Annotated in this window: 26 protein-coding genes; 21 read left to right on the top strand and 5 right to left on the bottom strand. The window is 63.6% G+C overall.

Features of this window, described 5'->3' with window-relative positions:
• Positions 1-20: 20 nt before the first annotated feature.
• Positions 21-479, top strand: a complete 459-nt coding sequence (locus ACSH0F_RS10465; RefSeq protein ID WP_435202525.1) for a PaaI family thioesterase — start codon at positions 21-23, stop codon at positions 477-479.
• Positions 472-888 (top strand): PaaI family thioesterase, encoded by a 417-nt coding sequence (locus tag ACSH0F_RS10470; RefSeq protein WP_435202527.1) that lies wholly within the window; start codon positions 472-474, stop codon positions 886-888. Before ACSH0F_RS10465 ends, ACSH0F_RS10470 begins: the two co-directional genes overlap by 8 nt.
• On the opposite strand, the gene ACSH0F_RS10475 is transcribed toward ACSH0F_RS10470, so the two are convergent.
• Together ACSH0F_RS10475 and cobS are read right to left on the bottom strand one after the other, a co-directional pair.
• A complete protein-coding gene (locus ACSH0F_RS10475; protein WP_435202529.1) occupies positions 885-3,110 on the bottom strand; it encodes a transglycosylase domain-containing protein in 2,226 nt (741 codons plus the stop codon). The genes ACSH0F_RS10470 and ACSH0F_RS10475 overlap by 4 nt on opposite strands.
• A 49-nt stretch (positions 3,111-3,159) precedes the next feature.
• The gene (gene cobS / locus ACSH0F_RS10480) at positions 3,160-4,152 is read right to left on the bottom strand and encodes a cobaltochelatase subunit CobS (protein WP_435202531.1); all 993 of its coding nucleotides are present in this window, start codon (positions 4,150-4,152) and stop codon (positions 3,160-3,162) included.
• Positions 4,153-4,207: 55 nt separating this feature from the next.
• On the opposite strand from cobS, the gene ACSH0F_RS10485 reads away from it, so the two are divergent.
• Positions 4,208-5,053: an oxygenase MpaB family protein gene (locus ACSH0F_RS10485; protein ID WP_435202533.1), complete on the top strand. Its 846-nt coding sequence runs from the start codon at positions 4,208-4,210 to the stop codon at positions 5,051-5,053.
• On the opposite strand, the gene ACSH0F_RS10490 is transcribed toward ACSH0F_RS10485, so the two are convergent.
• Positions 5,050-5,745 carry a winged helix-turn-helix transcriptional regulator gene (locus tag ACSH0F_RS10490; protein ID WP_435202535.1) on the bottom strand — a complete coding sequence of 232 codons (696 nt, stop codon included), beginning with the start codon at positions 5,743-5,745 and terminating at the stop codon, positions 5,050-5,052. The genes ACSH0F_RS10485 and ACSH0F_RS10490 overlap by 4 nt on opposite strands.
• 83 nt (positions 5,746-5,828) lie before the next feature.
• On the opposite strand from ACSH0F_RS10490, the gene ACSH0F_RS10495 reads away from it, so the two are divergent.
• Together ACSH0F_RS10495 and ACSH0F_RS10500 are read left to right on the top strand one after the other, a co-directional pair.
• The gene (locus ACSH0F_RS10495) at positions 5,829-6,191 is read left to right on the top strand and encodes a DUF1428 domain-containing protein (RefSeq protein ID WP_435202537.1); all 363 of its coding nucleotides are present in this window, start codon (positions 5,829-5,831) and stop codon (positions 6,189-6,191) included.
• A 132-nt stretch (positions 6,192-6,323) separates the two neighbouring features.
• On the top strand, positions 6,324-6,764 hold the full coding sequence (locus tag ACSH0F_RS10500; protein WP_435202539.1) for an SRPBCC domain-containing protein: 441 nt from the start codon (positions 6,324-6,326) through the stop codon (positions 6,762-6,764).
• Here the strand turns inward: ACSH0F_RS10500 and ACSH0F_RS10505 are convergent, their stop codons facing one another.
• Positions 6,765-7,358, bottom strand: a complete 594-nt coding sequence (locus tag ACSH0F_RS10505; RefSeq protein WP_435202541.1) for a J domain-containing protein — start codon at positions 7,356-7,358, stop codon at positions 6,765-6,767.
• Positions 7,359-7,418: 60 nt separating this feature from the next.
• On the opposite strand from ACSH0F_RS10505, the gene ACSH0F_RS10510 reads away from it, so the two are divergent.
• Genes ACSH0F_RS10510 through ACSH0F_RS10530 form a run of 5 tightly spaced genes read left to right on the top strand, consistent with a single transcriptional unit; the run spans position 7,419 to position 11,037 of the window.
• Positions 7,419-7,691 (top strand): BolA family protein, encoded by a 273-nt coding sequence (locus tag ACSH0F_RS10510; RefSeq protein ID WP_435202543.1) that lies wholly within the window; start codon positions 7,419-7,421, stop codon positions 7,689-7,691.
• Positions 7,688-8,419 carry a glutathione S-transferase gene (locus tag ACSH0F_RS10515; protein WP_435202545.1) on the top strand — a complete coding sequence of 244 codons (732 nt, stop codon included), beginning with the start codon at positions 7,688-7,690 and terminating at the stop codon, positions 8,417-8,419. The genes ACSH0F_RS10510 and ACSH0F_RS10515 overlap by 4 nt, the downstream gene beginning before the upstream one ends.
• On the top strand, positions 8,416-9,306 hold the full coding sequence (locus ACSH0F_RS10520) for a pirin family protein (protein ID WP_435202547.1): 891 nt from the start codon (positions 8,416-8,418) through the stop codon (positions 9,304-9,306). The genes ACSH0F_RS10515 and ACSH0F_RS10520 overlap by 4 nt, the downstream gene beginning before the upstream one ends.
• 10 nt (positions 9,307-9,316) lie before the next feature.
• On the top strand, positions 9,317-10,129 hold the full coding sequence (locus ACSH0F_RS10525) for an SDR family NAD(P)-dependent oxidoreductase (protein WP_435202549.1): 813 nt from the start codon (positions 9,317-9,319) through the stop codon (positions 10,127-10,129).
• Positions 10,129-11,037 carry an alpha/beta fold hydrolase gene (locus ACSH0F_RS10530; RefSeq protein ID WP_435202551.1) on the top strand — a complete coding sequence of 303 codons (909 nt, stop codon included), beginning with the start codon at positions 10,129-10,131 and terminating at the stop codon, positions 11,035-11,037. The genes ACSH0F_RS10525 and ACSH0F_RS10530 overlap by 1 nt, the downstream gene beginning before the upstream one ends.
• Here the strand turns inward: ACSH0F_RS10530 and ACSH0F_RS10535 are convergent.
• Entirely contained in the window at positions 11,034-12,098 is a 1,065-nt protein-coding gene (locus ACSH0F_RS10535) for a DUF2332 domain-containing protein (protein WP_435202553.1), read from the bottom strand. The two genes, ACSH0F_RS10530 and ACSH0F_RS10535, sit on opposite strands and share 4 nt — an antisense overlap.
• 41 nt (positions 12,099-12,139) lie before the next feature.
• Between ACSH0F_RS10535 and hisG the strand changes: the two genes are divergently transcribed.
• The 11 genes from hisG (at position 12,140) to ACSH0F_RS10590 (ending at position 26,964) form a co-directional block, all read left to right on the top strand.
• A complete protein-coding gene (gene hisG / locus ACSH0F_RS10540; protein WP_305932098.1) occupies positions 12,140-12,796 on the top strand; it encodes an ATP phosphoribosyltransferase in 657 nt (218 codons plus the stop codon).
• Positions 12,796-14,088 carry a histidinol dehydrogenase gene (hisD, locus tag ACSH0F_RS10545; RefSeq protein WP_435202555.1) on the top strand — a complete coding sequence of 431 codons (1,293 nt, stop codon included), beginning with the start codon at positions 12,796-12,798 and terminating at the stop codon, positions 14,086-14,088. Before hisG ends, hisD begins: the two co-directional genes overlap by 1 nt.
• Positions 14,085-14,537 carry a transcription antitermination factor NusB gene (gene nusB, locus ACSH0F_RS10550; protein ID WP_435202557.1) on the top strand — a complete coding sequence of 151 codons (453 nt, stop codon included), beginning with the start codon at positions 14,085-14,087 and terminating at the stop codon, positions 14,535-14,537. The genes hisD and nusB overlap by 4 nt, the downstream gene beginning before the upstream one ends.
• Before the next feature lie 61 nt (positions 14,538-14,598).
• Positions 14,599-15,099, top strand: coding sequence for a tetratricopeptide repeat protein (locus ACSH0F_RS10555; RefSeq protein ID WP_435202559.1), 501 nt, complete (start codon positions 14,599-14,601; stop codon positions 15,097-15,099).
• A gap of 53 nt (positions 15,100-15,152) precedes the next feature.
• Positions 15,153-16,010 (top strand): thiamine-phosphate kinase, encoded by an 858-nt coding sequence (thiL, locus tag ACSH0F_RS10560; RefSeq protein WP_435202561.1) that lies wholly within the window; start codon positions 15,153-15,155, stop codon positions 16,008-16,010.
• Between the two features lie 151 nt (positions 16,011-16,161).
• Complete coding sequence (locus tag ACSH0F_RS10565; protein WP_435202563.1) at positions 16,162-18,318, top strand: sodium-translocating pyrophosphatase; 2,157 nt, start codon at positions 16,162-16,164, stop codon at positions 18,316-18,318.
• A gap of 181 nt (positions 18,319-18,499) precedes the next feature.
• Positions 18,500-20,566, top strand: coding sequence for an alpha/beta hydrolase family protein (locus ACSH0F_RS10570; protein ID WP_435202565.1), 2,067 nt, complete (start codon positions 18,500-18,502; stop codon positions 20,564-20,566).
• Positions 20,567-20,588: 22 nt separating this feature from the next.
• The gene (locus ACSH0F_RS10575; protein ID WP_435202567.1) at positions 20,589-21,917 is read left to right on the top strand and encodes a GNAT family N-acetyltransferase; all 1,329 of its coding nucleotides are present in this window, start codon (positions 20,589-20,591) and stop codon (positions 21,915-21,917) included.
• Complete coding sequence (locus tag ACSH0F_RS10580) at positions 21,914-22,789, top strand: transcriptional regulator (protein WP_435202569.1); 876 nt, start codon at positions 21,914-21,916, stop codon at positions 22,787-22,789. Before ACSH0F_RS10575 ends, ACSH0F_RS10580 begins: the two co-directional genes overlap by 4 nt.
• A gap of 21 nt (positions 22,790-22,810) precedes the next feature.
• A complete protein-coding gene (locus tag ACSH0F_RS10585; protein ID WP_435202571.1) occupies positions 22,811-23,710 on the top strand; it encodes an acyl-CoA thioesterase in 900 nt (299 codons plus the stop codon).
• A 371-nt stretch (positions 23,711-24,081) separates the two neighbouring features.
• Positions 24,082-26,964 (top strand): Ig-like domain-containing protein, encoded by a 2,883-nt coding sequence (locus ACSH0F_RS10590; RefSeq protein WP_435202573.1) that lies wholly within the window; start codon positions 24,082-24,084, stop codon positions 26,962-26,964.
• Positions 26,965-26,978 lie beyond the last annotated feature (14 nt).

Here is a 26,978-nt window from a genome sequence, read left to right on the forward strand (position 1 = left end):
GCGCGCTATCGGGCACCGCGATGACCGGCGAAGCACGCAAATTCGATCCTGCTGAGGCAACCAAGTTCTTCACCGCCCGCGGGCATTCGGGCTGGCTGGGCCTCACCTATTCCGACCATGGCGACGACTGGGTGGAGCTGGAGCTGCCCTGGCGCGAGGACCTGCTCGGCGAAGAGGGGCAGCGGGTGCTCGCCTCCGGCCCGATCCTCAGCCTGATGGACATGGCCAGCGGCATGGCGATCTGGCGCACGATGGACGAATTCAGCGCCATCGCAACGCTGGACCTCAGAGTGGACTATGTGCGCCCGGCGCGCGAAGGGGCGAGCGTTTTTGGTCGCTCGCAATGCTATCGTCTGACCCGCAGCGCCGCCTTCGTCCGGGGCCTTGCCCATGACGGCGATGCCGAGGATCCGGTCGCGCATATCCAGGCTGTTTTCATGAAGATTGCGCCGCAAAGTCCGGTGGTGCCCAATGGCTGAACCGACCGATATGGATGCGCTGACTCCCTATGCACGCTCGCTCGGCATCCGGTTGGAGCGCCGGGAGGACGACGGCACGCCTGTCATGCGGGTGGAGTTCGACGAGACCGTCGAAGGTCGCCCGGGGCACTATCATGGTGGGGCGACCGGGGGATTGCTGGAAACGGCGGGCTATGCACTGCTCCGGACAGAGCTGGAGCGCCGGGATCGCTCGGCCGTGCTCAAGCCGATCAACATTACGGTGCAGTATCTGGCGGCAGGCAAGAGCCAGGCGACATACGCCAAAGCACGGATCACCAAGCTGGGTCGTCGCAGCGCGAACTTAACGGTCGAGGCGTGGCAGGACGATCCGCAGCGCCCGATTGCCACAGCGGTCATGAATGTGCTGATGGCGGAGCCGCAAGGCTAGAAGCGAGCACTCTCCAAATCGCGCAGGCGTTCGTCGCGCTGGCGTCTGATTTCCTCGTAACGCTCCTCGGCCTCGATCTGGCGTTCTTCCGCCCGGCGACGTGCCTCTTCGATCGCTTGGTCGTCGATCCCGATCCCGTCTTCGCCGATCCGTATATCGATCGGAATGCCGTCGACCTCGGTCGAGAACACCGCCTCGCCGTCGCGAATCCGGATACGCGAATTGCCATCGCCCACCGGGATATCGCCGATGTCGGGCACATCGAGCGGCTCGACGGGCGTGCCCGGATCGCGCTGTTCGCGCGGCGCAGGCTGGCCGGTCGCCTGTACGCCGAGCGCGCGGTTCATGAAGTCCCGCCAGATGCGCGCCGGCAGGCCGCCGCCGGAAATCCCGTCGAGTGGAGAGTTGTCGTCGTTGCCGATCCACACGCCGACCACCAGATCTCCCGCATAGCCCACGAACAGCGCGTCGCGATTATCCTGCGTCGTGCCGGTCTTGCCGAAGTTCGGACCGCTCAGCATGGCCGCGCGGCCGGTACCTTCGTTGATCGCGGCCCGAAGCATCTGCTGCATATCATCCCGCGTCGATGACGAGAAACTGGATGGCCCGTCCCAGAGGTTCTCAAAGAACCCGCGCTCCGGCTTCGCGAAAGCGTGGGCCTCTGCCGGATAGGCATTGCCGGCCACGGCGGCATAGGCGGAGGTGAGTTCCAGCAGGCTCATCGTATTGGTACCCAGCGCCAAACTGGGATCGCCCTTGGCGAGCGGCGAGGTGACGCCGAGGTCGCGCGCCAGCTGGATCACCTTCTCGCTGCCGACCTCTTCGAACAGGCGCACGGCGGCGACATTGCTGGACTGCGCGAAAGCCTCTTCCAACGTCAGACTCTCCGAATAGCGATCGCGAGAATTCTTCGGGCGATAGCTGCCCTGGGTGAAGGCGGTATTCGCGATACGATCGTCGGGGTCCCAACCGGCCCGCAAGGCAGCGAGATAGACGAACAGCTTGAAGGTCGATCCCGGCTGGCGCTTGGCCTGCGTCGCGCGATTGAACGGCGATTTCTCGTAATCCTTGCCGCCGATCATCGCCACGACTTCGCCATTGGGTCGCATCGCGACGAGCGCCACCTGCGCGGAGCCGAGCGGCGCACGGCTCGTCACATCGCGCGCGATCGCCTGGAGGCGGCTGTCGAGCGTGGTCGTCAGCGTTTGCCGGGCATAGCCCCCGTCGGCCTCCTTGCGCGCCTCGGGCAGCGCCCAGTCGGCGAAATAGGTGCCGGTCGGCAAGTCGCTCTTGAGCCGCACATCGAGCGATGGGGGCGTCATCCCACGCGCCTCGGCCTCGGTGATGTATCCCGCCGCCACCATCGATTTCACCACCAGGCCCATGCGCTGTTCGGCGCGGTCGTAATGCTTGGTAGGGGCATAGCGGGACGGTGCCTGGAGCAGGCCCGCCAGCATGGCCGCCTGGTTGGGCTTGAGGTTTTCCGGCTTGCGGTAGAAATAGTGCATGCTGGCCGCGCGCAGGCCATAGACGTTGTCGCCGAAATACGCGTTCGAAAGGTAGCGTTCGAGGATCTCGTCCTTGGTCAGCCAGCTTTCGAGCCAGAAGGCAATCAACGCTTCGCGCGCCTTGCGGGTCAGCGTGCGTTCGGGCGTCAGGAAAGTGAACTTTGCAAGCTGCTGAGTAATCGTGCTGCCGCCACCTGTGCCGGTAAAGATTGCTCGCCCGATCCCGCGGGGATCGACGCCCCAATGGTCGTAGAAACGCCGGTCCTCGATCGCGAGGAAGGCCTCCACCACATGCGGCGGCAGGGCGTCCACGTCGACCGGCTCGTCCACGATAGCCCCGTTGCGGGCAATCGGCGTTCCGTCGGCAGCCAGCAATGTGATCTGCGGCGGGGCAATCGGTTCGAGCGACTTGGAGAGCGGCGCGGTGATTGCCAGCCAACCGGCCAGCAGGATGAACAGGGCAATAAGGGCCAGCATAATGCGCCCCGCCCACCAGCGCTTCCGGCGGCCGAGCCAATAGTCTCTTTGCCACCAGCGCAGCCGGCGGCGTTCTTCGGCTTCAAAAGCATGATCGAGACTGGAGAGCCGGTCGTCCCAATCGTCGTAAGGCGACTGGTCGTAATCGAACGCGTCATGCGTCGCGTAATAGCCGCTATGGCCCGACGGCTCGGGCTCGGCTTGCGGCCTGCGTCTGAAGGAATCGAATACGCCCATTGCCTACTGTATTAAACAAATAATACAGTTATGGATAGAGGGCGCAGGCTTAACCCTTGCCAACGACGCTTTCCGGCAGGTCCTCGCCGAAGACCCGCTGGTAATATTCCGCGACCAGCATCCGCTCTTCCTCGTCGCACTTGTTGAGGAAGGAGAGGCGGAAGGAAAAGCCGACGTCCTTGAAGATCGCATAATTCTGCGCCCAGGTGATCACGGTACGCGGGCTCATGACGGTCGAGATATCGCCGTTGATGAAGCCTTGGCGCGAAAGATCGGCGACCTTGATCATGTCCGCCAGCACCTTGGGATCGAGGTCAGGGTTCTTCGCCTCGACGATGTTCTGCTCGGTCTCGGCAGGCAGGTAGTTGAGGCCGACGACGATGTTCCAGCGGTCCATCTGACCCTGGTTGATCTGCTGCGTGCCGTGATAAAGCCCGCTCGTATCGCCGAGGCCGACCGTGTTCGCGGTGGAGAACAGGCGGAAGTTGGCATCGGGGCGGATCACGCGGTTCTGGTCGAGCAGGGTCAGTTTGCCCTGCTGCTCCAGCACGCGCTGGATCACGAACATCACGTCCGGACGGCCGGCGTCGTATTCGTCGAACACCAGCGCCACCGGATGCTGCAAGGCCCAAGGCAACAGGCCTTCGCGGAATTCGGTCACCTGCAAGCCATCGCGCAGCACGATCGCGTCGCGCCCGACAAGGTCGATACGGCTGATATGCGCGTCAAGATTGATGCGGATGCACGGCCAATTGAGGCGCGCGGCAACCTGTTCGATATGCGTGGATTTTCCGGTGCCGTGATAGCCCTGGACCATCACCCGGCGGTCGTGGGCGAAACCGGCCAGGATGGCGAGCGTGGTGTCCGGATCGAACACGTAATTCTCGTCGAGATCCGGCGTGCGCTCGTCCGGCTTGGAGAAGGCCGGGACTTTCCAGTCGATATCGATCCCGAAGGTTTCGCGCACATCGACTTCAGTGTCGGGCGCGGAAAGCACCGTCTTGGCGGCGGCATCGAAGCTCTTGTCGGTCATGTCGTTCATCGCCTGCGCGACCTAGGCATTTATATCCGCTGCGCCAAGCCTATATTGGCTGGCGATGCCGCAAGACCCCCTTTCAGAGAAGCTGCGCCTCAAACTGGTGGAGCGGGTACGCGGCGTGTTCAACGATGTCGAAGGCGGCGAGCAGCCGGTGCCGGTTTCGGACGAGGCATTGTTCGAGAAGGATTCGCCGATCCGCCTGGTGCATGCGGACATCGTCGGCATGATGGTTGGCGGCATTCGCGGTCTGCTGCTGCAGATGCTGCACCCCCACGCGCTACAGGGCGTGCTCGACCATTCGAATTTCCGGGCCGACATGCACGGGCGCCTGCGCCGCACCGCGCGCTTCATCGCCGTCACCACCTTCGGTCACCGCGACGACGCCATGGCGGCGATCGAGCGGGTCAATCGCATCCACGCAAAGGTCGGCGGCACGCTGCCCGACGGAACGCCCTATGAGGCGACCAACCCGCGTACTCTCGCCTGGGTTCATGCCGCAGAGGCGACCAGCTTCCTCGCCGGCTACCTGCGCCACGTCCGCCCCGACATGCCGGGCAGCGAGCAGGACGAATATTATCGCCAGTTCGCCGTCATCGCCCGCGCGCTGGGAGCCGATCCGGTGCCGCTGGACCGGCGCCAGGCGCAGGCGCTGTTCCGCGAACTGCGCGGCGACTTGCAGACCTCGCCAGCGGCGCGAGAAGTGGCGCAACTGGTATTGACCCAAAAGCCCGATGGTTCGCCGCCGGCGGTTCAGGCGATGCTGGGTGCAGAAGCAGTCGCGCTCCTGCCGCCCTTCGCCCGCTCCATGCTCGGCCTGGAGCGGCCCGGTCTCGCCAGCATCCCCGCACGAGCCGCGACCTGGGGCATGGGCCGGACATTGCGCTGGGCGTTCCGACAGGGCTAGGCGAGCTTGTCCGGCAGCTCGAAGATATCGGCATAGGCGAGCGCGCGCTCGCGATCCCCCTCAATGACAAGTCCCGCCTCGTCCTCGAGCTGCGAGACCGGAACCCCGGCGTACAGCATAGCGGCCATGACCGGTGCAGCAGGAGCGCGAAAAACCGCATCCGCCTCTCGCAGCTCGCCCCGCGAGATTTGAAGCGCGCCCTTACGCAGCGTCGCGATGAATTGCTCGCCCGCGAAGTCGAACCCGATCTCCGAATCCATGCCTTGCGCCTTCTCCTGATCGAACATGGTGCGCATCGATAGCATCAGCGAGACCGGCGACAGTGGCAACGTCGGATCGTGCTGCGCGGACATTGCGGCCCATCGACCGAGTTCCTGTATCAGTGGCTCGGCCGCATATCCCCACTCGGAAAGTTCGTAGACCTGAGCGGAAACGGGTGGCGGGAGCTTGCGCCTTTTCAGGACCCCCGCATCTGACAGGCCAGCCAGCCGCTCGGTCAGAACCTTGGCCGATACGCCGGGCAGGCTGGCACGCAGATCCGAGAAGCGCCGCGAGCCAAACATCAGTTCACGGATGATGAGCAGCGACCAGCGCTCACCGATGAGTTCCATCGCGAAGGCCGTCCCGCAAGCATCGTCATACCAGCGACCATGAATGCCCAGACCCGGATTAGTTTCTTTTGGTAACTTCATTGTTGCTTTTTGTAACTCAAAGGAGGATGTCTGGCAAATGGCGAGCCGCAGCCGGCTCGCTTGTTGGATGAGGAGAGTTTTGAATGACCTATGTCAGCGGCTTCGTGCAGCCAGTGCCCGACAGCAACCGAAAGGCGTACATCGCCGCAGCCGAGGCCGGCTGGGTACTCTTCAAGGAGTACGGCGCCTTGTCGATGATGGAAAATTGGGGCGACGATGTTCCCGAGGGAAAGCAGACCGACCTTCGCCGGGCCGTCTCTCTCGACGAGGGAGAAAGCGTGGTCTTCAGTTGGATCGTCTGGCCCGACAGGGCGACGGCCGACGCCTGTTTCGCCACGATGGAAACGGACGAGCGCTGGCAAAAGCTCGACATGCCGTTCGACGGCAAGCGCATGATCTTCGGCGGATTCGAAACAATTTTTTCCGCGGCTACGATGGAAACGTGAGCGAAAACTGCTCACGTTTGCTCCGCCAGTCCCGGTGAGGCCCACCCAAATCGCGCGATGCGAAGCCTATGCCAATGACATCGACTTTATCGCGCAATCACGAGCGAACGACTGATTTCAAGGATGCCTGCCATGCACAAACTCTCGATCACCCGCAGCATTCACGCCGCCCCCGAGAAGGTGTGGGATGTCCTCGCCAACCGGCAGGAAGAATGGTGGTGTGCCAAGCCCTGGACGATCGAAATGATCGCGCAGGAGAGGCGTCCCGGAGGGCGCAGCGCGATGATCATGCGCGGCCCCCAAGGCGAGGAACTGCCGCAGGAGGGCATTTTCCTCGCATGGGACGAGGGCCGTCGCTTCGTGACGACCGACGCCGTAAAATCTGACTTCGAACCCTCCGATCTCTTCATGATCGGGATTTGGGAGATCGAGGCCGATGGTGACGGCACCCGCTACACCGCCCGCGCCCGCCACTGGACGGAAGACGCGATGAAGCAGCATGCGGACATGGGCTTCGAGGAAGGCAGGGGTGCCTGCGCGGACCAGCTCAAGGCGCTGTGCGAAGCGGACTGATCAGACGATTGCGCGCGATTTCCTGAGCAGCTGGTAGGCTTCAACCACCCGCCCCAATCGCGCTTCGTGGCGTCGGTCCCCGCCGTTACGGTCCGGGTGATAACGGCGCACCAGTTCGGAATAGCGGCGACGTAGCCGTTGTCGGTCGATATTCGTGCCGAGGCCCATCGTCTCCAGCGCCTCGGCCTCCTCGCGGCTGAAGCGCCCATCCATCGCCATCTCCGCTTCGCGCCGGGCGCGGCTGCGGATGCCTGCGGCCCGCGCGGAGATCGCGTCCAGTGGGTCGTCGTAATCGGCCCAGCGCGGCATTCCGTCGACACCGGCGGTCGGGCGATACGCCGGTTGTTCCGTCCGCCAGCCCGCGCCCGGAGCCTGCGCGTGGTATATTTCCTCCGCGCTCATGCCCTCGAACCAGTCGTATCCCGCGTTGAATTCGCGCACGTGGTCGAGGCACAGCCATTGCCACTCGCCCGGACCGTCGAAGCCATGCCCGCGGCCACCGGGGGCGCGAAATTCGCCGGCCTCTTCGCAAGTAGGGTGGGCGCAGACCCTGCCGGTATCTTCGTATCGTCCGTGGAACCTCGTCTGGCGCATTCGTTGTAGAATGGGGAGCAATGCTCGCCATGCAAACCCCGCAAGAGGAGAAATTGCCCAATGGCCGGACAGGTACAGCAGGAAATGGAAGCGCTTCTTACCGAGGCTTTCGAGCCCACGCGCCTCGAAGTGATTAACGACAGCGCCAAGCACCACGGCCACGCGGGTGACGACGGCAGCGGCGAATCGCACTTTACCATCGTCATCGAGGCTGCGGCCTTCGCCGAGAAGTCCCGGCTCGAACGCCAACGGATGGTCAACAAAGCGCTCGGCGACATTCCGGGTAAGCGGGTGCATGCGCTCGCCATCCAGGCATCGGCGCCGACGCCATGACGTCGCCCGCCTACGACCTCTGGTATTGGCCATCGATCCAGGGACGTGGCGAATTCGTGCGCCTGTTCTTGGCAGCCGCCGGGATTACATACCGCGACCGGGCGCGAACCGGCGATGCGCAGGCGCTGGTCGAGGATATGGAGGCGCGCGAAAAGAGTGGCCAGTTCGCGCCCTATGCGCCGCCCTATCTCGTCGAGCGGGAGAGTGGCTTCGCGATCGCTCAGGTCGCGCATGTCCTAGCCTGGCTGACCGACAGGCACGATCTGGGCACCGGCGATGCGGCGACCGATCTCCACCTGATCCAGTTGCAGCTCACGATCACGGACATCGTCGCCGAGGTGCACGACACCCATCACCCGGTGGCGAGCGGCTTGTATTTCGACGACCAAAAGGATGCGGCAAAGCGTGCCGCCAAGGCATTTCGCGAAGAGCGCATTCCGAAATATCTCGATCATTTCGAAGCGGCCCTGTCCGTCAAACCAGGACCTTTCATGGCGGGCGCAAAATGGAGCCACGTCGACACCTCGCTGTTCCAGCTGGTCGAAGGTCTACGCTATGCTTTCCCGCTCCGGATGGCCGCCGCCAGCGACGACTACCCAAAGCTCATCGCCTGCCGCGACGCGGTGGCAGAAATCGAAGGCGTCGCGAGCTATCTGGACAGCGAGGCGCGTATCCCCTTCAATGAGGATGGCATCTTCCGCCATTACGAGGAGCTGGATGACGCATGAGCCAGATCACCGAGACGCTGACCCCAACCACCCACGATCTCGGCCAGTTTCAAGTGCGCCGCGTGCTTCCGGCGAAGGCACGATCGATGGTCGGCCCTTTCATTTTCGTCGACCAGTTCGGGCCGGCGCAGCTCGATCTCGGCAGCGGGATGGACGTGCGCCCCCATCCGCATATCAACCTCGCGACGGTAACTTGGTTGTTCGAAGGCGCGATCGACCATCGCGACAGCATCGGCAGTTTCTCGACCATCCGGCCGGGGCAGGTGAATTTGATGACGGCGGGCAAGGGGATCGTTCATTCGGAACGCTCGCCCGCAGAGGAGCGCCGCGCAGGACCGAAGCTCTACGGCATGCAGACCTGGCTCGCCCTGCCCGACGGGCGCGAGGAGATCGATCCGGCTTTCGAAGCGGTGAAGGATCTTCCCGTGATCGAGGACGGCCGCGCGAAGGCCGTGGTGATCATGGGCGAATTGTGGGGCGAACGCGCTGCGACCACGACCTACGCCGACACGATTTATGCGGAAATCGTGCTCGCAGCAGGCGGCGCGATTCCCATCGAGGACGAGGCGGACGAACGCGCCGTCATGCTGGTGGGAGGCGAGGCGGAGCTTGACGGGCACAAGCTCGAGAAGTTTGCGCTTAATGTTTTGCAGCCGGGGCGCGATATGACCCTCGAAAGCAAGTCCAGCGGGCGGGTCATGCTGCTCGGTGGCGAGGCGTTCGAAACGCAACGTCATGCGTGGTGGAACTTCGTCAGCTCCAGCCGCGACCGTATTCAGCAAGCCAAGGAAGACTGGCGCGAAGGACGCTTCGCCGACGTGCCGGGCGATAGCGAAGAGCGAATCCCGCTGCCCGATGGCGCACCCAAAACCGTAACCTATCCTTGAGGGGGATCATATGAACTTCGAAGGCAAGACCGCCTGGATCACCGGTGCCAGCAGCGGCATCGGCGCAGCACTAGCGCGCGAGTGGACCAAGAGGGGGGCACGGGTCATCCTCTCCGGTCGCGACGAAGCGCGGCTGACCGAAGTGGCGGACAGCATCTCTACCGAGACGCTCATCCTGCCCTTCGACGTGCGCGACGATGACGCCATGAAGGACGCGACCGACAAAGCCGTCGCGTGGCACGGCGTCGATATCTTCGTTGCCAATGCCGGAGTGTCCCAGCGCAGCGCGGCAGTCGATACCGACATGCAGGTCTATCGCGAGATCATCGACATCGACCTCACCGCGCAGATTGCCGCGACGCAGGCGCTGCTGCCGCATGTGACCGAGCGCGGCAGCGGACATTTGCTGTTTATCAGTTCCATCGCCGGCAAGGTCGGCGTGCCGATGCGGACGGCCTATTGCGCGGCGAAATTCGGTCTGGCCGGCTATGCCGACGCGCTGCGCGCCGAACTCTCTCAGAGCGATGTGCAGGTTCATGTCATCTACCCCGGCTCCGTTGCGACCGATGTCAGCCGCAATGCCCTCACTTCCGACGGCAGCAAGCGCGGGCGTTCGGACAAGGTCATCGACAACGGCATCCCGCCGGGCGAGGCGGCGAAATGGATCGTCGATGCCGTCGCCAGGGGCGAGCGCGAAGTGATCGTGGCGCAGGGCATGGAACAGGCGATGGGCGAGGCGCGGCGCACCCCGGAGCAATTGCTCAATCAGGTCGCCGCAATGGTCGCGAGCGGCTACATGGAAAAGATGAAGGCCGAGGGCTGATGGCCGGGCTGGAGCAGAAGCGCGTCACACTTGCCAACGGGATCGAGCTGGATATCGTCGATGAGGGGCCACGCGACGCCCCGGCGCTGATCTTCCTACACGGCTTTCCCGAAAGCCTTCGCACCTGGCGCAACCAGATCCCGGCATTCTCCGACCGCTATCGCTGCATCGCGCCCGACCAGCGCGGTTATCGCGGTTCGTCCAAACCGCAGGAAGTCGAGGCCTATACGCCGGACAAGCTTATCGGTGACGTCTTTGCGCTCGCCGATGCGCTGGAGATCGATCGCTTTACCATCGTCGGCCACGATTGGGGCGGCGCGATCGCCTGGGGCGTGGCCTATACGGGCATGATGAACGGCCGCGTGACGCGAGCGGCCATCGCCAATGCACCGCATCCGCTGCTGTTTCCGAAACTGCTCTACACCAATCGCGCTCAGCGGGAGGCGAGCCAGTATTTCTCGACGTTCCGCGACACAGTGAACGATGCGTTGATCCGCGAGCATGGCCTCCTCCCCGTCCTGATGAAGGCTTTCGAAGGGCGCGAGGTCGCCTCGACGATGGAGCCCGAAGAGCAGGCCCGGCTGCTGCAGGACTGGTCCGATCCCGATGCGGCTATCGGTATGCTGAATTACTACCGCGCAAGTCCGATGGAAGTCCTGCCGCTCGATGCGCCCTACAAACTACCCAACGATTACCAGCCCTTCCCCTTGCCCAAGCTGACGATCCCCACGCTGGTCATCTGGGCGATGGACGATCAGGCACTGCCGCCCGCCAATCTCGACGATCTCGACGAGGTCATCGACAATCCCGAGATCGTCCGCATACCGGACTGCGGCCATTTCGTGCAGTGGGAAGCGCCCGAGGCCTATAATCGGGCGCTGGCCGAGTTTCTCGAACGAACCGACTAGCCGAGCCACTCCACCCATTCGCCGTGCGCATGGGCATTGGCGAGATGCACCTCCTCCTCGCCACCGGGCCAGTAACGCACATGCAGATCATGTGCGAAAGTCTCGCGATTCGTTTCGAGCGACAGCCAGGCGAGCGGGCGGTCGGCGTCGGCGGCCTCGCCCGCCTTCTCCATCGCAGCGGTGATCCGCTCCTGCGTGAAATCGGGAAGATACTGCCACATGATCGAATGCATCAGCACGCGCGTGACGCCCTCGTCCTGCGGTTTGGTCAGCTCCTGCTCCACCCAATCGCCCGCGTCCATCCGCTCGATTTCCGGCGGCATGCGCTCGGCCAGTGCAATGGCGGCGTCGATCCGTGCCATGCGCTGGAAGGCTTCGGGCCAAACGTAGCTCTTGAGCCGTAGCGCCTGCGCCTCGTCGGTCAGGTCGACCGGAGCGATGTCGCTGCCGCGCGCGTCGACCAGCATCGGCTCGCTCTCTGGCGGCGGCGATCCGCGCCATTCCGGCTCGATGACCATCCGGCTCGCCGAAGGCCCCACCCGAACACCGCCGAGATTGTAGCGATAGCGGCCCATCATGGTGTTGATGCCCCCGCTCGCGCCGATCTCCAGCAGCTCGAATTGCGGCGCGACCCGGCCATCCGCCAGCCACAGCAGCCCCGCCATCAGGCTCGCCGAGCGACCCGCCTCGTTGGTCTGCGGCGGCCCGTCGAGCCATGGCATCAGCCTCGCATCGTAAGTCTCGACCAGTTCGCGCACCAGCGCATCGACCTGCCCCTGGTCGCTCATGCGCCCGGCGTAGACGTCCTCCAGCCGCGGCTCCTCGCCCGACAGCAGGAGGTTGTGAATGCCGCCTGCGATCCGCAACGGCATGGCATCGCGCAGGCTCAACCCTTGCCAGCCATGAACCCGGCGCGCGGTCGCAGCCTGGCTATCCTCCAGCGCGAGCAGGGCGCGGACGATCCGCGCCGTTCCGGGCGCACCGTTCTTTTCGGCATGTTCGGCCTGCCACGCAATCGCTTGCGGAACCGAAACGATATCCATGACCGCCTGGTCTGCCATTCGTGTTGCCCTTTGTCCCTTCGCTGCCTATCTGCGCGGCCATGAGCGACAGCCTGACCTTTGCCGTGCCCAAGGGGCGGATCCTCGACGAGGCCCTGCCCGTCATGGCGCGCGCCGGCGTGGTGCCTGAAGAGGCGTTCCACGACAAGGCCAACCGCTCGCTTACCTTCGGCACCACGCGCGACGACATGCGCCTGATCCGCGTGCGCGCCTTCGACGTCGCGACTTTCGTGGCGCATGGCGCGGCGCAAATGGGCATCGTCGGCTCCGACGTGATCGAGGAATTCGACTACGCCGATCTCTATGCGCCGGTCGATCTCGACATTGGCCACTGCCACCTCGCGGTTGCCGAGCCTAAGGAAGGTGCTGCCAGCGTCGACGGGGCGAGCCATGTCAGGGTCGCCACCAAATACCCGAACCTCACCCGTCGCTTCTTCGAGCGACAGGGCGTGCAGGCCGAATGCGTCAAACTCAATGGCGCCATGGAGATCGCACCATCGCTCGGCCTGTGCGGGCGGATCGTCGACCTTGTGTCTTCTGGCCAGACACTCAAGGAAAACGGACTGGTCGAGACCGGCCATATCATCGACATCACCGCGCGCCTGATCGTCAATCGCGCTGCACTGAAGACCGACCCGCGGGTTGCCGCGCTGGTCGAGGCGTTCCGCCGCGACGCGACCGAGCGCAAAGCCGCCTGATGCAGTTGCTCCGCACTTCCGACGCCGATTTCGAGGCGAAGTTCGACAAGGTCGTACGCGACCGGCGCGAGAGCGACGGCAATGTCGCGCGCGATGTCGCGAACATACTCAACGAGGTGAAGGAGCGCGGCGATGCGGCGCTTGTAGATTACACCGCTCGCTTCGACCAGCACCGGCTGACCTCCGACAGCGACTGGCGCATTTCAGCCGAGGATTGCAAGGCGGCTTATTACGCCCTCGATGGCGAGCTTCGCGACGCGCTCGAACTCGCTGCGAGCCGCATTCGTGCCTATCATGAGAGCCAGCTCCCCGAAGACCGCGATTATACCGACGATATCGGCATGCGTCTCGGCGCCCGCTGGCTTCCGGTCGATGCGGCGGGGCTTTACGTACCTGGCGGGCGCGCGGCCTATCCCTCTTCGCTGCTGATGAATGCCGTTCCCGCAAAGGTCGCTGGGGTGGAGCGGCTCGTGGTGGTCACGCCGACACCCAAGGGCGAGAGCAATGCGCTTGTTCTTGCCGCAGCCCATATCGCGGGCGTGGACGAGGTCTGGCGCGTCGGCGGCGCGCAGGCCGTGGGCGCTCTCGCCTACGGCACGCAGCGCATCGGCAAGGTGGATGTCATCACCGGCCCCGGGAATGCCTGGGTCGCCGAGGCCAAGCGCCAGCTCTACGGTGTCGTCGGCATCGACATGGTTGCAGGACCCAGCGAGATCCTCGTCATCGCCGACAAGGACAACGACCCGGACTGGATCGCCGCCGATTTGCTGAGCCAGGCGGAGCACGATCCAACCAGCCAGTCGATCCTCATCACCGACGACGCGCCGCTCGCAGGCATGGTCCGCGATAGTATCGATCGCGCGCTCCTGTCGCTACCCACCGGCAAGACCGCGCGCGCCAGCTGGGATGCGCATGGTCTGATCGTCATCGTCGACAGTCTCGATCAGGCCCCTGCCCTCGCCGATCGCCTCGCCGCCGAGCATGCGGAACTGATGGTCGCCGATCCGCGGGCGATGTTCGACATGCTGCGCCATGCCGGCAGCGTCTTCCTCGGCAAGCATACACCCGAAGCGGTCGGCGATTATGTCGCCGGCCCCAACCACGTCCTTCCCACAGGGCGCCGGGCGCGCTTTGCCAGCGGGCTGTCGGTGCTCGACTTCATGAAGCGCACCAGCTTCATCGACGCCTCCGATGCGGCGCTGGCCGCCATCGGCCCCGCCGCCGTCAAGCTGGCCGAGGCGGAGGGCCTACCCGCGCACGCCCTTTCGATTTCCGTGAGACTGAACAAGTGACCCAGACCAGACGCAGCCAGGCCCGCAGCGCCGCCCGCCTCGGCGCCGTGCAGGCGCTCTACCAGCAGCAAATGGAGGGCACGAAGCTCGCCAAGCTGCTCGACGAGTTTCACCAGCACCGCCTCGGCCGCGTGATCGAAGACGACGAATATGCGGAGGCGGATGTCGACTTCTTCGACGATGTCGTCGCCGGTGTGGATGCGCGGCGCGAGGAGATCGACGGTTTGCTGACCGCCCGCCTCGCGCAAGGCTGGACGCTGGCGCGGCTCGACAAGACCATGCTCCAGATCCTGCGGGCCGGAACCTACGAACTGCTCGCCCGGCAGGATATCGGCAAGGCTGTGTCGATCAGCGAATATGTCGACGTCGCCAAAGCATTCTTCGACGATCGCGAGGCGAAATTCGTGAACGGCATCTTGGATGCGGTCGCGAAAGAGGTCGGGCGCTAAATCTTGCTTTCAATTCCGTTCCATGGTCCCATTGCTTGGATCGCATTAACGAGGTGACCCGATGTTGAAAGCAGTCGCAATCCTTGCAGCATCCAGCGTTGCCTTTCTGTCGAACGCCGGTTGGGGAAATACGCATTCGTCGAATGATACCTCGACCATCTCGAATATTCGGCCGGGTAATGCCACAGAGCGTTACTCCTCGGGCTCGTCGCTGCGACACAATATCAAAGCATGGTTGAGGCAAGGCGATTTCGACATTGCCATTCCTTCACTGCGCTCGCTGGCAGAAACTGGCGACACGTGGGCGATGCGCGAGCTTGGCTGGCTGTCCGCCAATGGCAAAGGCGTAGCATATTCGCCTGCCGCTGCGATCGACTGGTTCACCAAAGCAGCAAATCGTGGCGACCACCGCTCGATGCTGCTTCTCGGCACCGCTTATGCTCGCGGGATCGGAGTGAAGGAGGACGTAACCATGGCTCGCAGTTGGTTGCGCCTGGCAAGTGAATCCAACGAGCGGGACGTAGCAAGTCCCGCTATCGACGAGTTGAGAAGACTCCGTTGACCTCGCCCTGGCGAGCACTTTTAGCGAACGCCAAGCGCTGATTTTCGATTAGAATGTCTGCGGAAAACACATTCATCGCCTCGCTTCGCGCATTGGCGAAAGCGCCCGAAGCTCGCGGTCTGGATGACGATGCTGCAGTCATCGAGTTCGGCAAGCAAACGCTTGTCGTCACACATGACACGATTGTCGAAGGCGTCCATGTGCGCGATACCGACGATCCGGCCGATATCGCGTGGAAGCTCATTGCGGTAAATCTCTCGGATCTTGCCGCAAAGGGCGCGCGCCCCTTGGGTGTGCTCGTATCGCACATGCTCGGCGAGGGCGACGATCGCTTCATTCTGGGACTGAGCGAAGTCCTTGCACATTACGACGTCCCCCTCCTCGGCGGCGATACCGTTGGAGGTACGGGAAGACGTGTGTGGGGCTGCACTGCAATCGGCGATGGCACCCACTGCCCAGTACCCGACAGGCGCGGTGCCAAGCCAGACGATGCAATTTTCATTACGGGCGCACTCGGGAAAGCTTTGCTCGGGTTCGAAGGCTTTGGAGGGTTCGAACACGCCTATCTCCGCCCGAAGCCATTGCTCGAGGAAGGTATCGCCCTCGCCCCGCATGTGGGCGCCATGATGGACGTGAGCGACGGCTTGCTACTGGACGCCGAGCGGATGGCGCGCGCCAGCGGTACGACGTTTGCCTTGGATAGCGCTCGCATCCCGGTCGCGGACAATGCTCGCTTCGAAGACTGCATACGCTGGGGCGACGACTATCAACTGCTCTTCACCGCATCTTCCGAAACCGCATTGCCCATCGCCGCCACGCGTATCGGGTCGGTTCTGGACAAGGGTTCGACACTCCTCCTGCTCGACGGTTCACCGCCCGATCCAAATCGGCCGCTCGGCTACCAACATTAAAGACTTGCGCGACCAGTAATCGACAGGCGCGGATTGCTGCGCTTTTCGACCTTGTCACGCAAGACATGGCCCGTATACCTCTGCCTACAACCGCCCGCTTTCCAAACGACGGGCGTCGCAAGACATAAACAATCGGGAGGGGGAATTTTCCGTGGACCTAGTTCTCATATCGATCGGGTTGGGACTGCTTGCCGTCATTTACGGCTTCGTTACCAGCCGCCAGGTGCTCAGTTCGGGTGCCGGCAATGAAAAAATGCAGGAAATCGCCGGCGCCATCCAGGAGGGTGCGCAAGCCTATCTGAAGCGCCAGTACACAACCATCGGCATGGTCGGCGTGGTCGTCGCCGTGCTGGTGTTCGTGTTCCTCGGCCTGATGCCGGCGATCGGCTTCATCATCGGTGCGGTGCTGTCGGGCGTTGCCGGCTTTATCGGGATGAATATCTCGGTGCGCTCCAATGTCCGCACCGCAGCAGCCGCGCAAAGCGGCTTGCAGCAGGGGCTGACGCTGGCGTTTCGTGCAGGTGCGATTACCGGCATGCTCGTGGCAGGCCTCGCCCTGCTCTCGATCGCGGTTTTCTTCTGGTATCTCGTCGGGCCGGCAGGCTTTGCCGCCGATAGCGACGAAGTGGTCTACGGCCTCGTCGGCCTCGCTTTCGGCGCCTCGCTGATCTCGATCTTTGCTCGACTCGGTGGCGGTATCTTCACCAAGGCCGCCGACGTCGGTGCCGATCTCGTCGGCAAGGTCGAGGCGGGCATTCCCGAAGACGATCCGCGCAACCCCGCCGTTATCGCAGACAATGTGGGCGACAATGTCGGCGACTGCGCAGGCATGGCCGCCGACCTTTTCGAAACCTACGTCGTCACCGTAGGGGTCACCATGGTGCTGACCGCGCTGCTGTTCAGCGATGTGCTGGGAGACCTGCTGCTGCCGATGATGGCGCTGCCGCTGCTGATCGGCGGGGCCTGCATCGTGACGAGCATCATCGGCACCTATTTCGTCAAGCTCTCCAAGGGCGGCACGAATGTCATGGGCGCGATGTACAAGGGCTTCATCGTTTCCGCCGTGCTGGCGATCCCGCTGATCTGGGTCGTCATCAGCTTCGCGTTGGGCGGCATGGGTACGGAGATCGGCGGCGCGGCAGCGGGGATCGATCCCGGTGCACCGCTGGCGGAAGAAGGCACGGCCGAACAGGTCGTCGGCTTCAGCGGCTGGGACCTGTTCTGGTGCTCGGTCATCGGCCTGGCCATCACCGGCCTCATCATCTGGATCACCGAGTATTATACCGGCACCAACTACCGCCCGGTACGCTCGATCGCCAAGAGTTCGGAAACGGGCCACGGCACCAACGTGATCCAGGGCCTTGCGATCAGCCTTGAGTCGACTGCCCTGCCCACGCTCGTGATCGTAGCTGGGATCATCGCCACCTTCCAACTCGCAGGCCTGATGGGCATTGCCTATGCGGCTACCGCCATGCTGGCATTGGCGGGCATGGTCGTGGCGCTCGACGCCTATGGCCCGGTGACGGACAATGCAGGCGGCATCGCCGAAATGGCCGGTCTCGACGACAGCGTTCGCGAGAAAACCGACATGCTCGACGCGGTCGGGAACACCACCAAGGCCGTGACCAAGGGTTACGCGATCGGTTCGGCGGGCCTCGGCGCGCTGGTGCTGTTTGCCGCCTACACGACCGACTTGGCGAAACTGTTCCCCGATGCGGACGTCGATTTCAGTCTTGAGAACCCTTACGTCATCGTCGGCCTGCTGCTCGGCGCGCTGCTGCCCTACCTGTTCGGGGCGATGGGCATGACCGCCGTTGGCCGCGCAGCCGGTGACGTGGTGGTCGACGTGCGTGAGCAGTTCGCCAACGACAAGGGCATCATGGCCGGCACCAGCAAGCCGAACTATGCCCGTACGGTGGACCTCGTGACAAAGGCCGCGATCAAGGAAATGATCCTGCCGTCGATGCTGCCCCTGCTGGCACCAATCGTGGTCTATTTCGCGATCCTGTTCCTGGCCGGCCAGGAAAACGCCTTTGCCGCGGTCGGGGCCCTGCTCCTCGGCGTGATCATCGGCGGTATTTTCGTGGCGTTGTCCATGACCGCCGGTGGCGGCGCATGGGACAATGCGAAGAAGTACATCGAAGACGGCAATCACGGCGGCAAAGGCTCCGAAGCCCACAAGGCTGCCGTGACCGGCGATACCGTGGGCGATCCTTACAAGGACACCGCGGGTCCGGCCGTGAACCCGATGATCAAGATCACCAACATCGTCGCTTTGCTGCTGCTGGCAGCGCTCGCGGCAAGCTAATCACCTTCAATCCTCGTGGGAAAAGACCCCGTCCGGAGCGATCCGGGCGGGGTTTTCACTTGAAGTTCAGCCGCCGAATTGCATTATAGATAGTGGACAGGGGCGATCATTTCACGATCGAGCGAGGGGTTTGCTCAGGATCTCTGTCCTTGGGACTCACTTAGGGACGCAGGACTGCATCATGATTATTGCCAAGCTCGCTCTGCGCGCGTCGAGCGCCGTAGCGCTCGCGCTCGCCACCACTTCCATCGCGGTCGCACCGCAGGCCGCCGCTCAGGAAGCGGCTCCGCAGGTACCCGAACTCGTCGACGGCCGCATTCCGGTCGCCGAGTTCGTCAAGCAGGCCAATATGAGTGGCACGCGCATTTCGCCCGACGGCCGCCATCTGGCCTATCGTACCGGACAGGGCGGTCGTGAAGTCCTCGTGCTTCTCGACCTGGAGAACCTCGGCACCCCGCCGAAGCTGATCCTCGCCTCCGAAGAAGCGCGCGAGGCTGGCGAGCGGACGATGACGAGCTTCCGCTGGGTCGGCAACGATCACGTCGTCATGACGGTCATCAGCCGTGAAAACATGAACGGTCAATTGGCCGATTTCCGCCGCCTGGTCGCCTACGATATCAATAGCGGTGAAATGGTGCAGCAAGCCTGGCGCGATGCCGGCTTCGATGCAGGCCAGATACTGAACATCAATCACGATGACGGTACCTATCTGCTCCAGCGCGACAGCGTGGCCACCAGCACGGAGCGCTGGGGCATCCCCGAAGTCGTCGAAGTCGATGTGTCCGATGGCAGCTACAAAACCGTCCAGCGCACCAACCCGGTCGTCAGGGGCTGGGTGGCCGATGGCAATGGCATGGTCCGCGCCGGCTTCAACAGCGATAGCAAGAACGGCAAGGTGCGCATGCTCTACCGTTCGGAAAACGACGCGAACTTCAAAACCGTTTACAACGAGGCGGACGCCAGCTTCACCGGTACGCTGCCTAGCCCGCGCATGTTCATTCCCGGGACGGACGACGCGTATGTGATCAGCCGCGAGGATGGTTACGACAAGCTCTACCGCATGAACATGAACACCATGCAGCTTGGCGAGCCGATTTTCGAAGTCGAAGGCTACGACCTGCAGGGCATCATTACCAATCAGGACAACACCAAGGTCGTCGGATACTACACCTTCGATGGCACCATGCGCCGTGTCTTCACCGATCCGACCTTGAAAGCGATCAAGGGCGGGCTGGAAGAGGTCTTTGGCCAGGACGAGGCGGTAATCGTCGATTACACGGACGATTTCAGCAAGGTCATCGTATACGGCGGCGGAATGCGGCGCCAAGGCGGCTACTATCTCTACGACACGCAGTCGGGTTCGCTGCGACTGTTGAACTGGACGCGGACCGCGCTCAAGGACGCGCCGCTCAATCCAGTCAAGGCGGAGTGGTATACCGCCAGCGACGGCACCCGGATCCAGGCGATCGTGACCTATCCGCGCCATCGCATGGGCGAAAAGAACCTGCCCGTCGTGGTCATGCCGCATGGCGGACCATTCGGCGTCCAGTCGGCCACCAACAGTGCGGAGCCGTGGAACCAGCCGCTTGCGGAACAGGGTTATGTCGTCATTCAGCCGAACTATCGCGGTTCGGGCGGCTATGGCCGCGCTTTCGAGGAAATGGGCCGTGAGCCGGGCGGCTACGGTAAGCGCATGCAGGACGATCTCAACGACATCCTCACTGCCTATGGCGAGAAGGGCGTGATCGATCCGAACCGGGCCTGCATCATGGGCTGGTCCTATGGCGGCTACGCGGCCGCTCGCGGTGCTCAGCGCGATCCGAACGTCTGGAAATGCGCGATCGCCGGAGCCGGCGTCTACGACATGCCGCTGATGAACAAGTGGGACGCGCGGAACCTTGGCCGCTTCAACAGTGGCTTCCAAGCAACGTCCGAGGATCCTGAGGGCATTTCGTCCGCACGCAATACCGATGGCCCCTGGGCTCCGATCCTGATCGTGGCGGCAAAGCGCGACGCGCGTATCCCGATGGAACAGTCCGACACCCTGGTCGACAATCTGAAGAAGTCGGGGAAGGTCGAAGGCCGGGATTTCCGCTACGTTGTGCAGGAACAGGGGACCCATAACCTCCCCTATGACGACGTGCACATCCAGTGGATCGAGGAAGCCTACGCCTGGCTGGAGAAGTACAATCCGGCGTACATCCCCTCCGACGGGGACAGCGCGCCGGCACTCGTCAGCTTCGACTAATCCTGAAGACAAGCGATCATATGTGCCCCGTCCGGAGCGATCCGGGCGGGGCTTTCATATTCAACAGCGAGTTTGCCCCGTTGCGGTACGCTCCGAGTTCGCAAGCTGCATCTTAACCCCTCCCCTGATATGGACCGGTCATCGACAAGCGGTCGCATGCGTGTCGAGGGAGGCGAAAACGATGCACAGGGGCGGCCTCGCACAGGCGAGCAAGCTCGGCGCGATGCCGAGAGCCGCATCGTGCGGTCTTCCCGATGGGTTTCATCTGCTCGATTGGCGAAAGGTGGATCTGGAGGGGCTTCAGGCATCCTGGAGGCGGCTCGCCGACCATGCATTGGTTCCGAACGCGTTCTTCGAAGCGGGCTTTTTGGTGCCATCGCTCACCGTCTTCGATCGGGAGGGAGAGGTTTCGCTCGCCCTACTGGTCGAGGGCGGTCAGACTCGCGCGGTGATGCCGTGCACCTCGAGAAGCGACTACCACGGTCGTCGGCTGCCACATTGTGCAAACTGGCTACACGCCAATATGTTCTGCGGCGTTCCGCTCGTCGAAGCGAGCTATGAGGAGGCCTTCTGGACCGCCTATCTGGCAACCTGCGACCAGCAAGCCGGCTCCTCGTGGTTCGCGCATTTCTCGTACCTGCCTGCCGACTGCGCGGTCACTCGCGCACTTGAGAAAGTCAGCCTTTCGCAGCATCGCCAAATGCAGATCGTGCACCGGGAAAGTCGGGCTGTTCTCAATCGCGGGAGCATGCCTGAAACCCATCTGGCACAAGCCATGGCACCGAAAGTCCGCAAAGAGCTCCGTCGCCAGCGAAGGCGCCTCGAAGAGCTCGGCACTGTCGAAACCGTACGGTCGCGAGCGCAGGAAGGACTGCAGCGCTGGATCGAGGACTTTCTGTTGCTCGAAACCAAAGGCTGGAAAGGCGAAAGCGGTTCGTCGCTGGCCTCGGACACCCACACGACCGCGCTGTTCATTCAGGCGCTAACCCGTGCTGCGGAGCTGGGGCGGCTCGAGCGCCTATCGCTGACACTCGACGGCAAACCGATTGCAATGCTTGCCACTTTCCTCGCACACCCCGGCAGCTTCTCTTTCAAGACCGCGTTCGACGAAGAGTACGCGCGGTATTCGCCAGGCATGCAGCTCCAGGTCGAGAACCTGGCCCTGCTGGACGATCCGGACCTCGCCTGGTGCGACAGCTGCGCTGCGGAGGGCCATCCGATGATCGAACGGATCTGGCGCGACAAGCGCGAGATGGTTTCAATTACCGTCGAGGCCGGCAGCGGCTGGCCACGGCAACTGGGCAAGCTCTGGGCACGTATCGAGGCTTGGCGGATGGAGCAGCGCCGATGACGGTCCACGACCCCGATCTCGCGCTAGACCGCACTGTGCAGGTCTTCCCCGAGGATACGCTGGCGACCTTCGCCGCCAACTATCCCGAGACCCCGCACACCCTCTCCCACCGCCTCCAGCTCGACGAGCGGCTGACCCTCGACGCGCTGGCCCTCCTTGCCGGCCAGCTCCCCGACGGCAGCATCGAGTACAACCCCGGCAACCTCCCCGTCGGCGTCGACGGCAAGCCGGGCAGCAACGGCCTCACGATCGAGGAGACCATCCGCCACATCGCCACCAGCGACAGCTGGGCGGTGCTCAAGAACATCGAGCAGGTCCCCGAATACCGCGACCTGCTGCTGTCCCTGCTCGAAGAGCTGCGCCCCGCCATCGAGGCGACGACCGGCCCCATGCTCACCCCGCAGGCCTTCGTCTTCATCTCCAGCCCCGACGCCGTCACCCCCTATCACTACGATCCGGAGCACAACATTCTGCTCCAGCTGACCGGCTCCAAGACCATGACCCAGTTTCCCGCCGGCACCCCCCGCTTTGCGCCCGACACCTGTCACGAGAGCTATCACCGCGGCGGCGCGCGCGAGCTGCCGTGGTCCGACGACCTGCTGGTCGGCGGCACCCCCTTCACCATCCGCCCGGGCGAGGCGGTCTACGTTCCCGTCATGGCGCCGCACTTCGTCCGCAACGGGCCCGAAAGCTCGATCTCCCTCTCCATCACCTGGCGCAGCGGCTGGAGCTATGCCGAGGCCGAGGCGCGCTGCTTCAACGCCGCTTTGCGCCGCATCGGCCTCTCCCCCCGCGCGCCCGGCCGCTGGCCCGCCGCCAACCGCGCCAAGTCGACCGGCTGGCGCATCATCCGCCGCTTGACGCGAGCGTAAGGTCCCCGCAAAGCCGCTCGGGTGAGCGACACCCAGACCCCCGAGCAACTCGTCGCAGGCCTCGTCCGCCTGCTCACCGTCACCCGCGATGGCGAGGACGCGTTCAGCGCCCCGCAGCAGCCCGGCGGCGTCGGCCGCGTGTTCGGCGGCCAGGTCATCGCCCAGGCGCTGCAGGCCGCCCAAGCCACCGCGCCGGAGGGTCTCGAGGCCCATTCGCTCCACGCCTACTTCCTGCGCGGCGGCAAGGAGGGCGTCGACATCGCCTATGCCACCGCGCGCGACTTCGATGGGCGCAGCTTCGCCAACCGCCGCGTGGTCGCTACGCAGGACGGCAAGCCGATCCTCAACCTGACCGCCAGCTTCCAGCGGTCCGAGGACGGCCTCTCTCACGACGACACGACCATGCCCGACGTGCTGCCGCCGGAAGAGCTCAAGCCCGACATGGAACAGCGCCGCGCCATGGTGGAGCGGATGGGCGACCGCATGAGCGAGGACCAGCGCAAGTTCGTCCTGCGCCCCCGCCCGATCGACATGCGCACCAACGACAAGCTGCACTGGATGAACAGCGAACCGCGCCCGCCGCGCGCGCATAGCTGGTTCCGCACGGTCGCGCCCCTGCCCGACGATGCCGCGCTGCACCGCGCGGTGATCGCCTATGCCAGCGACTACACGCTGCTCGGCACCAGCGCCCTGCCCCATGGTCTGAGCTGGATGCGCGGCGAGCTGGTCGGCGCCAGCCTCGACCACGCGATCTGGTTCCACCGCCCAGCCCGCGCCGACGAATGGCTCCTCTACGCCACCGACGCCCCGTGGAGCGGATCGGGCCGCGGCTACAACCGCGGCCGCATCTTCAACCGCGCCGGCGAACTGGTCGCCAGCGTCGCGCAGGAGGGGATGATGCGGAAGCGGGTCCGCAAGTAGCGAAGCGGTAGGACAGACAAGAACGCGTCAAGAAGGACGCCTGATCCCCATGTAGGACAGTTGTTGGGCTGCCCGAGGGCGAGTACCCAAACATGGACCGCATGATACACAGTCCAGGGCGGAAAAACCTCAGGGTGCGCGAAAGGCGTGCCGAGGATGGGAAAGAGCGGCGCGGGGATAGCACCGGGCGAGGATGTAGGAAAACCGAGCAAATCGGCGCCCACGTGCAGGTATGAAAAATTAACCACACTCGCGCCTGAAATCTTAACGATCAAACCGCGAAATCCCTTGATTCTGCGGTTTTTGCGTAGTCCTTCGTTTACCTTTGCGTCGTAGAGCGGCAAGCCTGATCAACTATCCGGGCCCCGTCCATGTCGGAAATCGTAGCTTCGCGTTTTACCTATCTCGAGCGCACCACTTCGGCCTATCGCACCTCGCCGGTCGAGCCCGACGCCCCCACTACATGGGGTGGCTATGACCTGATCGCGGCCGCCACGCTGCTCGCCAAACAGTCTGCCAGCCTTCAGGTGCCGACACTTCCCTCCTTGGAAATTTACGAGATCCAGGGCGCAGGCCACGTATCCGCTCATGTCGGCGCGACGGTTTTGACCCAGGGCATCATCACCGCCATCGACCGCGGCGGCTTCTGGCTTCAATCGGCCGTGGGCGATGGCGACAGTGCCACCTCGGACGCAATCTTCGTTCGCCATTCTGTCGCCGGCGTCGCCGTCGGCGATGCGATCACGGTCACCGGTGTCGTGGGTGAGCAGGCGCGCGGAGCGGGCCTGACCATAACGGAGATTACCGCACAGACGGTCAATGTGCACAGCCACGGCAACGCTCTTCCCGAGGCAATCCTGATCGGTGCCAACGGCATTCTCCCGCCGACCTCGGTTATCGAGGACGACTCGCTCGGGTCCTACGATCCGGAGACCGACGGCCTGGATTTCTGGGAATCGCTCGAAGGCATGCGCGTGACGCTGGAAACGCCGCAGGCGATTTCCAACACCAACAGCTATGGCGAGACCTATCTCGTCGCTTCGCATGGCGTCGGCGCGACCGGCATGACCATTCGCGGCGGACTTGCCATCGGCGAAGGCGACTGGAATCCCGAACAGATCCAGCTCGACGACCGGCTCTACGACCAGCCTTACCTTACTGTGGGAGATCAGCTGGCAAGCGTCACCGGCATCCTCGGCTATGGCTACAATCACTACGAGCTGGTTGCGACCGAGCGCGCCGTTGTTACGCGTGATGCCACCCTCACTCGCGAAACCGCAGATTTCAGGGGCGATGCCAATCACCTGACCGTCGCGACCTACGATCTGTCGAACCTCGACCCCTACGATGCACGCTTCGCTTCGGTCGCCAACGACATCGTAAACCGGCTGCAGTCCCCCGATGTCATCGCCGTCCAGCGCGTGCAGGATGCCGATGGCCAAGGCACCGGAGCCGATCTGTCGGGCCATGATACCGCCGACCGCCTGATCGAAGCGATCTTCCAGCAAACCGGCGTGCGATACGTCTATGTCGAGATCGCGCCGGACGAGATCAATTCGACCGCCGGGCAGGAAAACGGCAACGTCCGCAACGGCTATCTCTACCGTCCCGACCGCGTGGAGTTGGTCGAAGGGAGCCTGCAGGTCATCGACCACGCCATCTTCGAAGGCACCCGTAGCCCGCTGGTCGCGACCTGGAGCTTCAATGGCGAGGAAGTGACCACGATCAACGTCCACTTCACCACGCGATATGGCAGCGATCCGCTGTGGGGCGCGGTGCAGGACCCGTATCACGCGGGCACGATCATGCGGACCAACCAGATTGCCTCGGTAGACGAATATATCGAAGCGATGCTGGCGGCCGATCCGGACGCCAACGTCATGCTCACTGGTAGTTTCGGTGGTTATACGTGGGAAGCAGCACAGCGGCAGCTGACGGATGACGGGCTGCTGACCAATCTTACGAACTGGCTCGACGCGGGCGACCGTTATACCTCCATCGTCGATGGCAATACGCAGCAATTGCACCACACGCTGCTGAGCGGTGGGCTGCTCTCCCGCGCCGAGTACGATATCGTCCATCTCAATTCGGAATTCGCCGGTCTGGGCCGCAATTCGGCCAACGATCCGCAAGTTACGCGTTTCTATATTCCGAATGCGCCGGAAAACCTGCGTCTTGCCGGCAATAGCGTGGTAGAGAACGCAGCCGCTGGTACGGTGGTCGGACGGCTCGTGGCCGACGACACGCTCGGCGATCGGCTCACTTACGAATTGCTCGACGATGCCGGGGGGTTCTTCGCCATCGATGCTGCCTCCGGCGTGATCACCACCACCGCGCCGCTCGATTTCGAGGAGTTGGCGGAATACCGCCTGGAAGGCCGCGTGACCGACACCGCAGGCCTGAGCACATCGGGCAATTTCACGGTCTCGGTACTCGATGCCAACGAGGCACCGGTTGCAGTGAATGACAGCCTCTCCGTCGTCGAGGGCGAAGTCGCAATCGACCTTGCAGCGCATCTTCTCGGCAACGATGCGGACCCGGACGGTGGCGAATTGCGGATCCTGTCGGTCGATACCGATGGGACGACCGGCACGGTAGAATTCGATCCCGAGACGCAAAGCCTGCGCTATTTCGCCCGCGGCGGGGCGATCGACGGACTCGCGCAGGGCGAAAGCCTGCTCGACACTTTCACCTATACCGTGGTGGACGCAAACGGCGCGACCCACACTGCTCGGGTAACGATCACTGTCGCTGGCGCGGTCGATGGCGTGACGCTGTATGGCGGCAACGGGAACGACGTGCTGCATGGCAGCGAAGGCGACGATTTTCTCTATGGCGGCAACGGCACCGACACGCTGATCGGCTACGGCGGCGACGACTGGCTGGAGGGCGGTCACGGCAACGACATTCTGACCGGCGGCGAAGGGTCGGATATCTTCGTGGTCGAGAAGGCCGGAGGCCACGACTTCGTCACCGATTTCGACATCCATGAAGACATGATCCACGACCGCGACGATCTGGGCCTCAAATCCTGGTGGCTAGAGGATTACGACAACGACGGCACTCTGGATCTTACGCTGATGTTCAACAAGGGTGCGAAGATCACCCTCGCCAACGTCTGGGAAACGGTTTTCCAGGGGCAGGATGGCACGGATGTCGATGCACTGGTGGACCAGATCGCTTTCTACCATACGACCCACGCTGGAGCAGCAGGTCTCGAACCTTTGAGTGCGGTCACCGAATTTTCCGTCTGAGCGCCCAACGCTTG

The organism is Qipengyuania sp. 902 (assembly GCF_051195295.1).
Taxonomy (GTDB): domain Bacteria; phylum Pseudomonadota; class Alphaproteobacteria; order Sphingomonadales; family Sphingomonadaceae; genus Qipengyuania.

Excerpts from the sequence above, each read along its gene's own strand:
- ACSH0F_RS10465 (WP_435202525.1), top strand. The coding sequence starts at position 21 with ATGACCGGCGAAGCACGCAAATTCGATCCTGCTGAGGCAACCAAGTTC.
- ACSH0F_RS10470 (WP_435202527.1), top strand. The coding sequence starts at position 472 with ATGGCTGAACCGACCGATATGGATGCGCTGACTCCCTATGCACGCTCG.
- ACSH0F_RS10475 (WP_435202529.1), bottom strand. The coding sequence starts at position 3,110 with ATGGGCGTATTCGATTCCTTCAGACGCAGGCCGCAAGCCGAGCCCGAG.
- cobS (WP_435202531.1), bottom strand. The coding sequence starts at position 4,152 with ATGAACGACATGACCGACAAGAGCTTCGATGCCGCCGCCAAGACGGTG.
- ACSH0F_RS10485 (WP_435202533.1), top strand. The coding sequence starts at position 4,208 with ATGCCGCAAGACCCCCTTTCAGAGAAGCTGCGCCTCAAACTGGTGGAG.
- ACSH0F_RS10490 (WP_435202535.1), bottom strand. The coding sequence starts at position 5,745 with ATGAAGTTACCAAAAGAAACTAATCCGGGTCTGGGCATTCATGGTCGC.
- ACSH0F_RS10495 (WP_435202537.1), top strand. The coding sequence starts at position 5,829 with ATGACCTATGTCAGCGGCTTCGTGCAGCCAGTGCCCGACAGCAACCGA.
- ACSH0F_RS10500 (WP_435202539.1), top strand. The coding sequence starts at position 6,324 with ATGCACAAACTCTCGATCACCCGCAGCATTCACGCCGCCCCCGAGAAG.
- ACSH0F_RS10505 (WP_435202541.1), bottom strand. The coding sequence starts at position 7,358 with ATGCGCCAGACGAGGTTCCACGGACGATACGAAGATACCGGCAGGGTC.
- ACSH0F_RS10510 (WP_435202543.1), top strand. The coding sequence starts at position 7,419 with ATGGCCGGACAGGTACAGCAGGAAATGGAAGCGCTTCTTACCGAGGCT.
- ACSH0F_RS10515 (WP_435202545.1), top strand. The coding sequence starts at position 7,688 with ATGACGTCGCCCGCCTACGACCTCTGGTATTGGCCATCGATCCAGGGA.
- ACSH0F_RS10520 (WP_435202547.1), top strand. The coding sequence starts at position 8,416 with ATGAGCCAGATCACCGAGACGCTGACCCCAACCACCCACGATCTCGGC.
- ACSH0F_RS10525 (WP_435202549.1), top strand. The coding sequence starts at position 9,317 with ATGAACTTCGAAGGCAAGACCGCCTGGATCACCGGTGCCAGCAGCGGC.
- ACSH0F_RS10530 (WP_435202551.1), top strand. The coding sequence starts at position 10,129 with ATGGCCGGGCTGGAGCAGAAGCGCGTCACACTTGCCAACGGGATCGAG.
- ACSH0F_RS10535 (WP_435202553.1), bottom strand. The coding sequence starts at position 12,098 with ATGGCAGACCAGGCGGTCATGGATATCGTTTCGGTTCCGCAAGCGATT.
- hisG (WP_305932098.1), top strand. The coding sequence starts at position 12,140 with ATGAGCGACAGCCTGACCTTTGCCGTGCCCAAGGGGCGGATCCTCGAC.
- hisD (WP_435202555.1), top strand. The coding sequence starts at position 12,796 with ATGCAGTTGCTCCGCACTTCCGACGCCGATTTCGAGGCGAAGTTCGAC.
- ACSH0F_RS10555 (WP_435202559.1), top strand. The coding sequence starts at position 14,599 with ATGTTGAAAGCAGTCGCAATCCTTGCAGCATCCAGCGTTGCCTTTCTG.
- thiL (WP_435202561.1), top strand. The coding sequence starts at position 15,153 with ATGTCTGCGGAAAACACATTCATCGCCTCGCTTCGCGCATTGGCGAAA.
- ACSH0F_RS10570 (WP_435202565.1), top strand. The coding sequence starts at position 18,500 with ATGATTATTGCCAAGCTCGCTCTGCGCGCGTCGAGCGCCGTAGCGCTC.
- ACSH0F_RS10580 (WP_435202569.1), top strand. The coding sequence starts at position 21,914 with ATGACGGTCCACGACCCCGATCTCGCGCTAGACCGCACTGTGCAGGTC.
- ACSH0F_RS10590 (WP_435202573.1), top strand. The coding sequence starts at position 24,082 with ATGTCGGAAATCGTAGCTTCGCGTTTTACCTATCTCGAGCGCACCACT.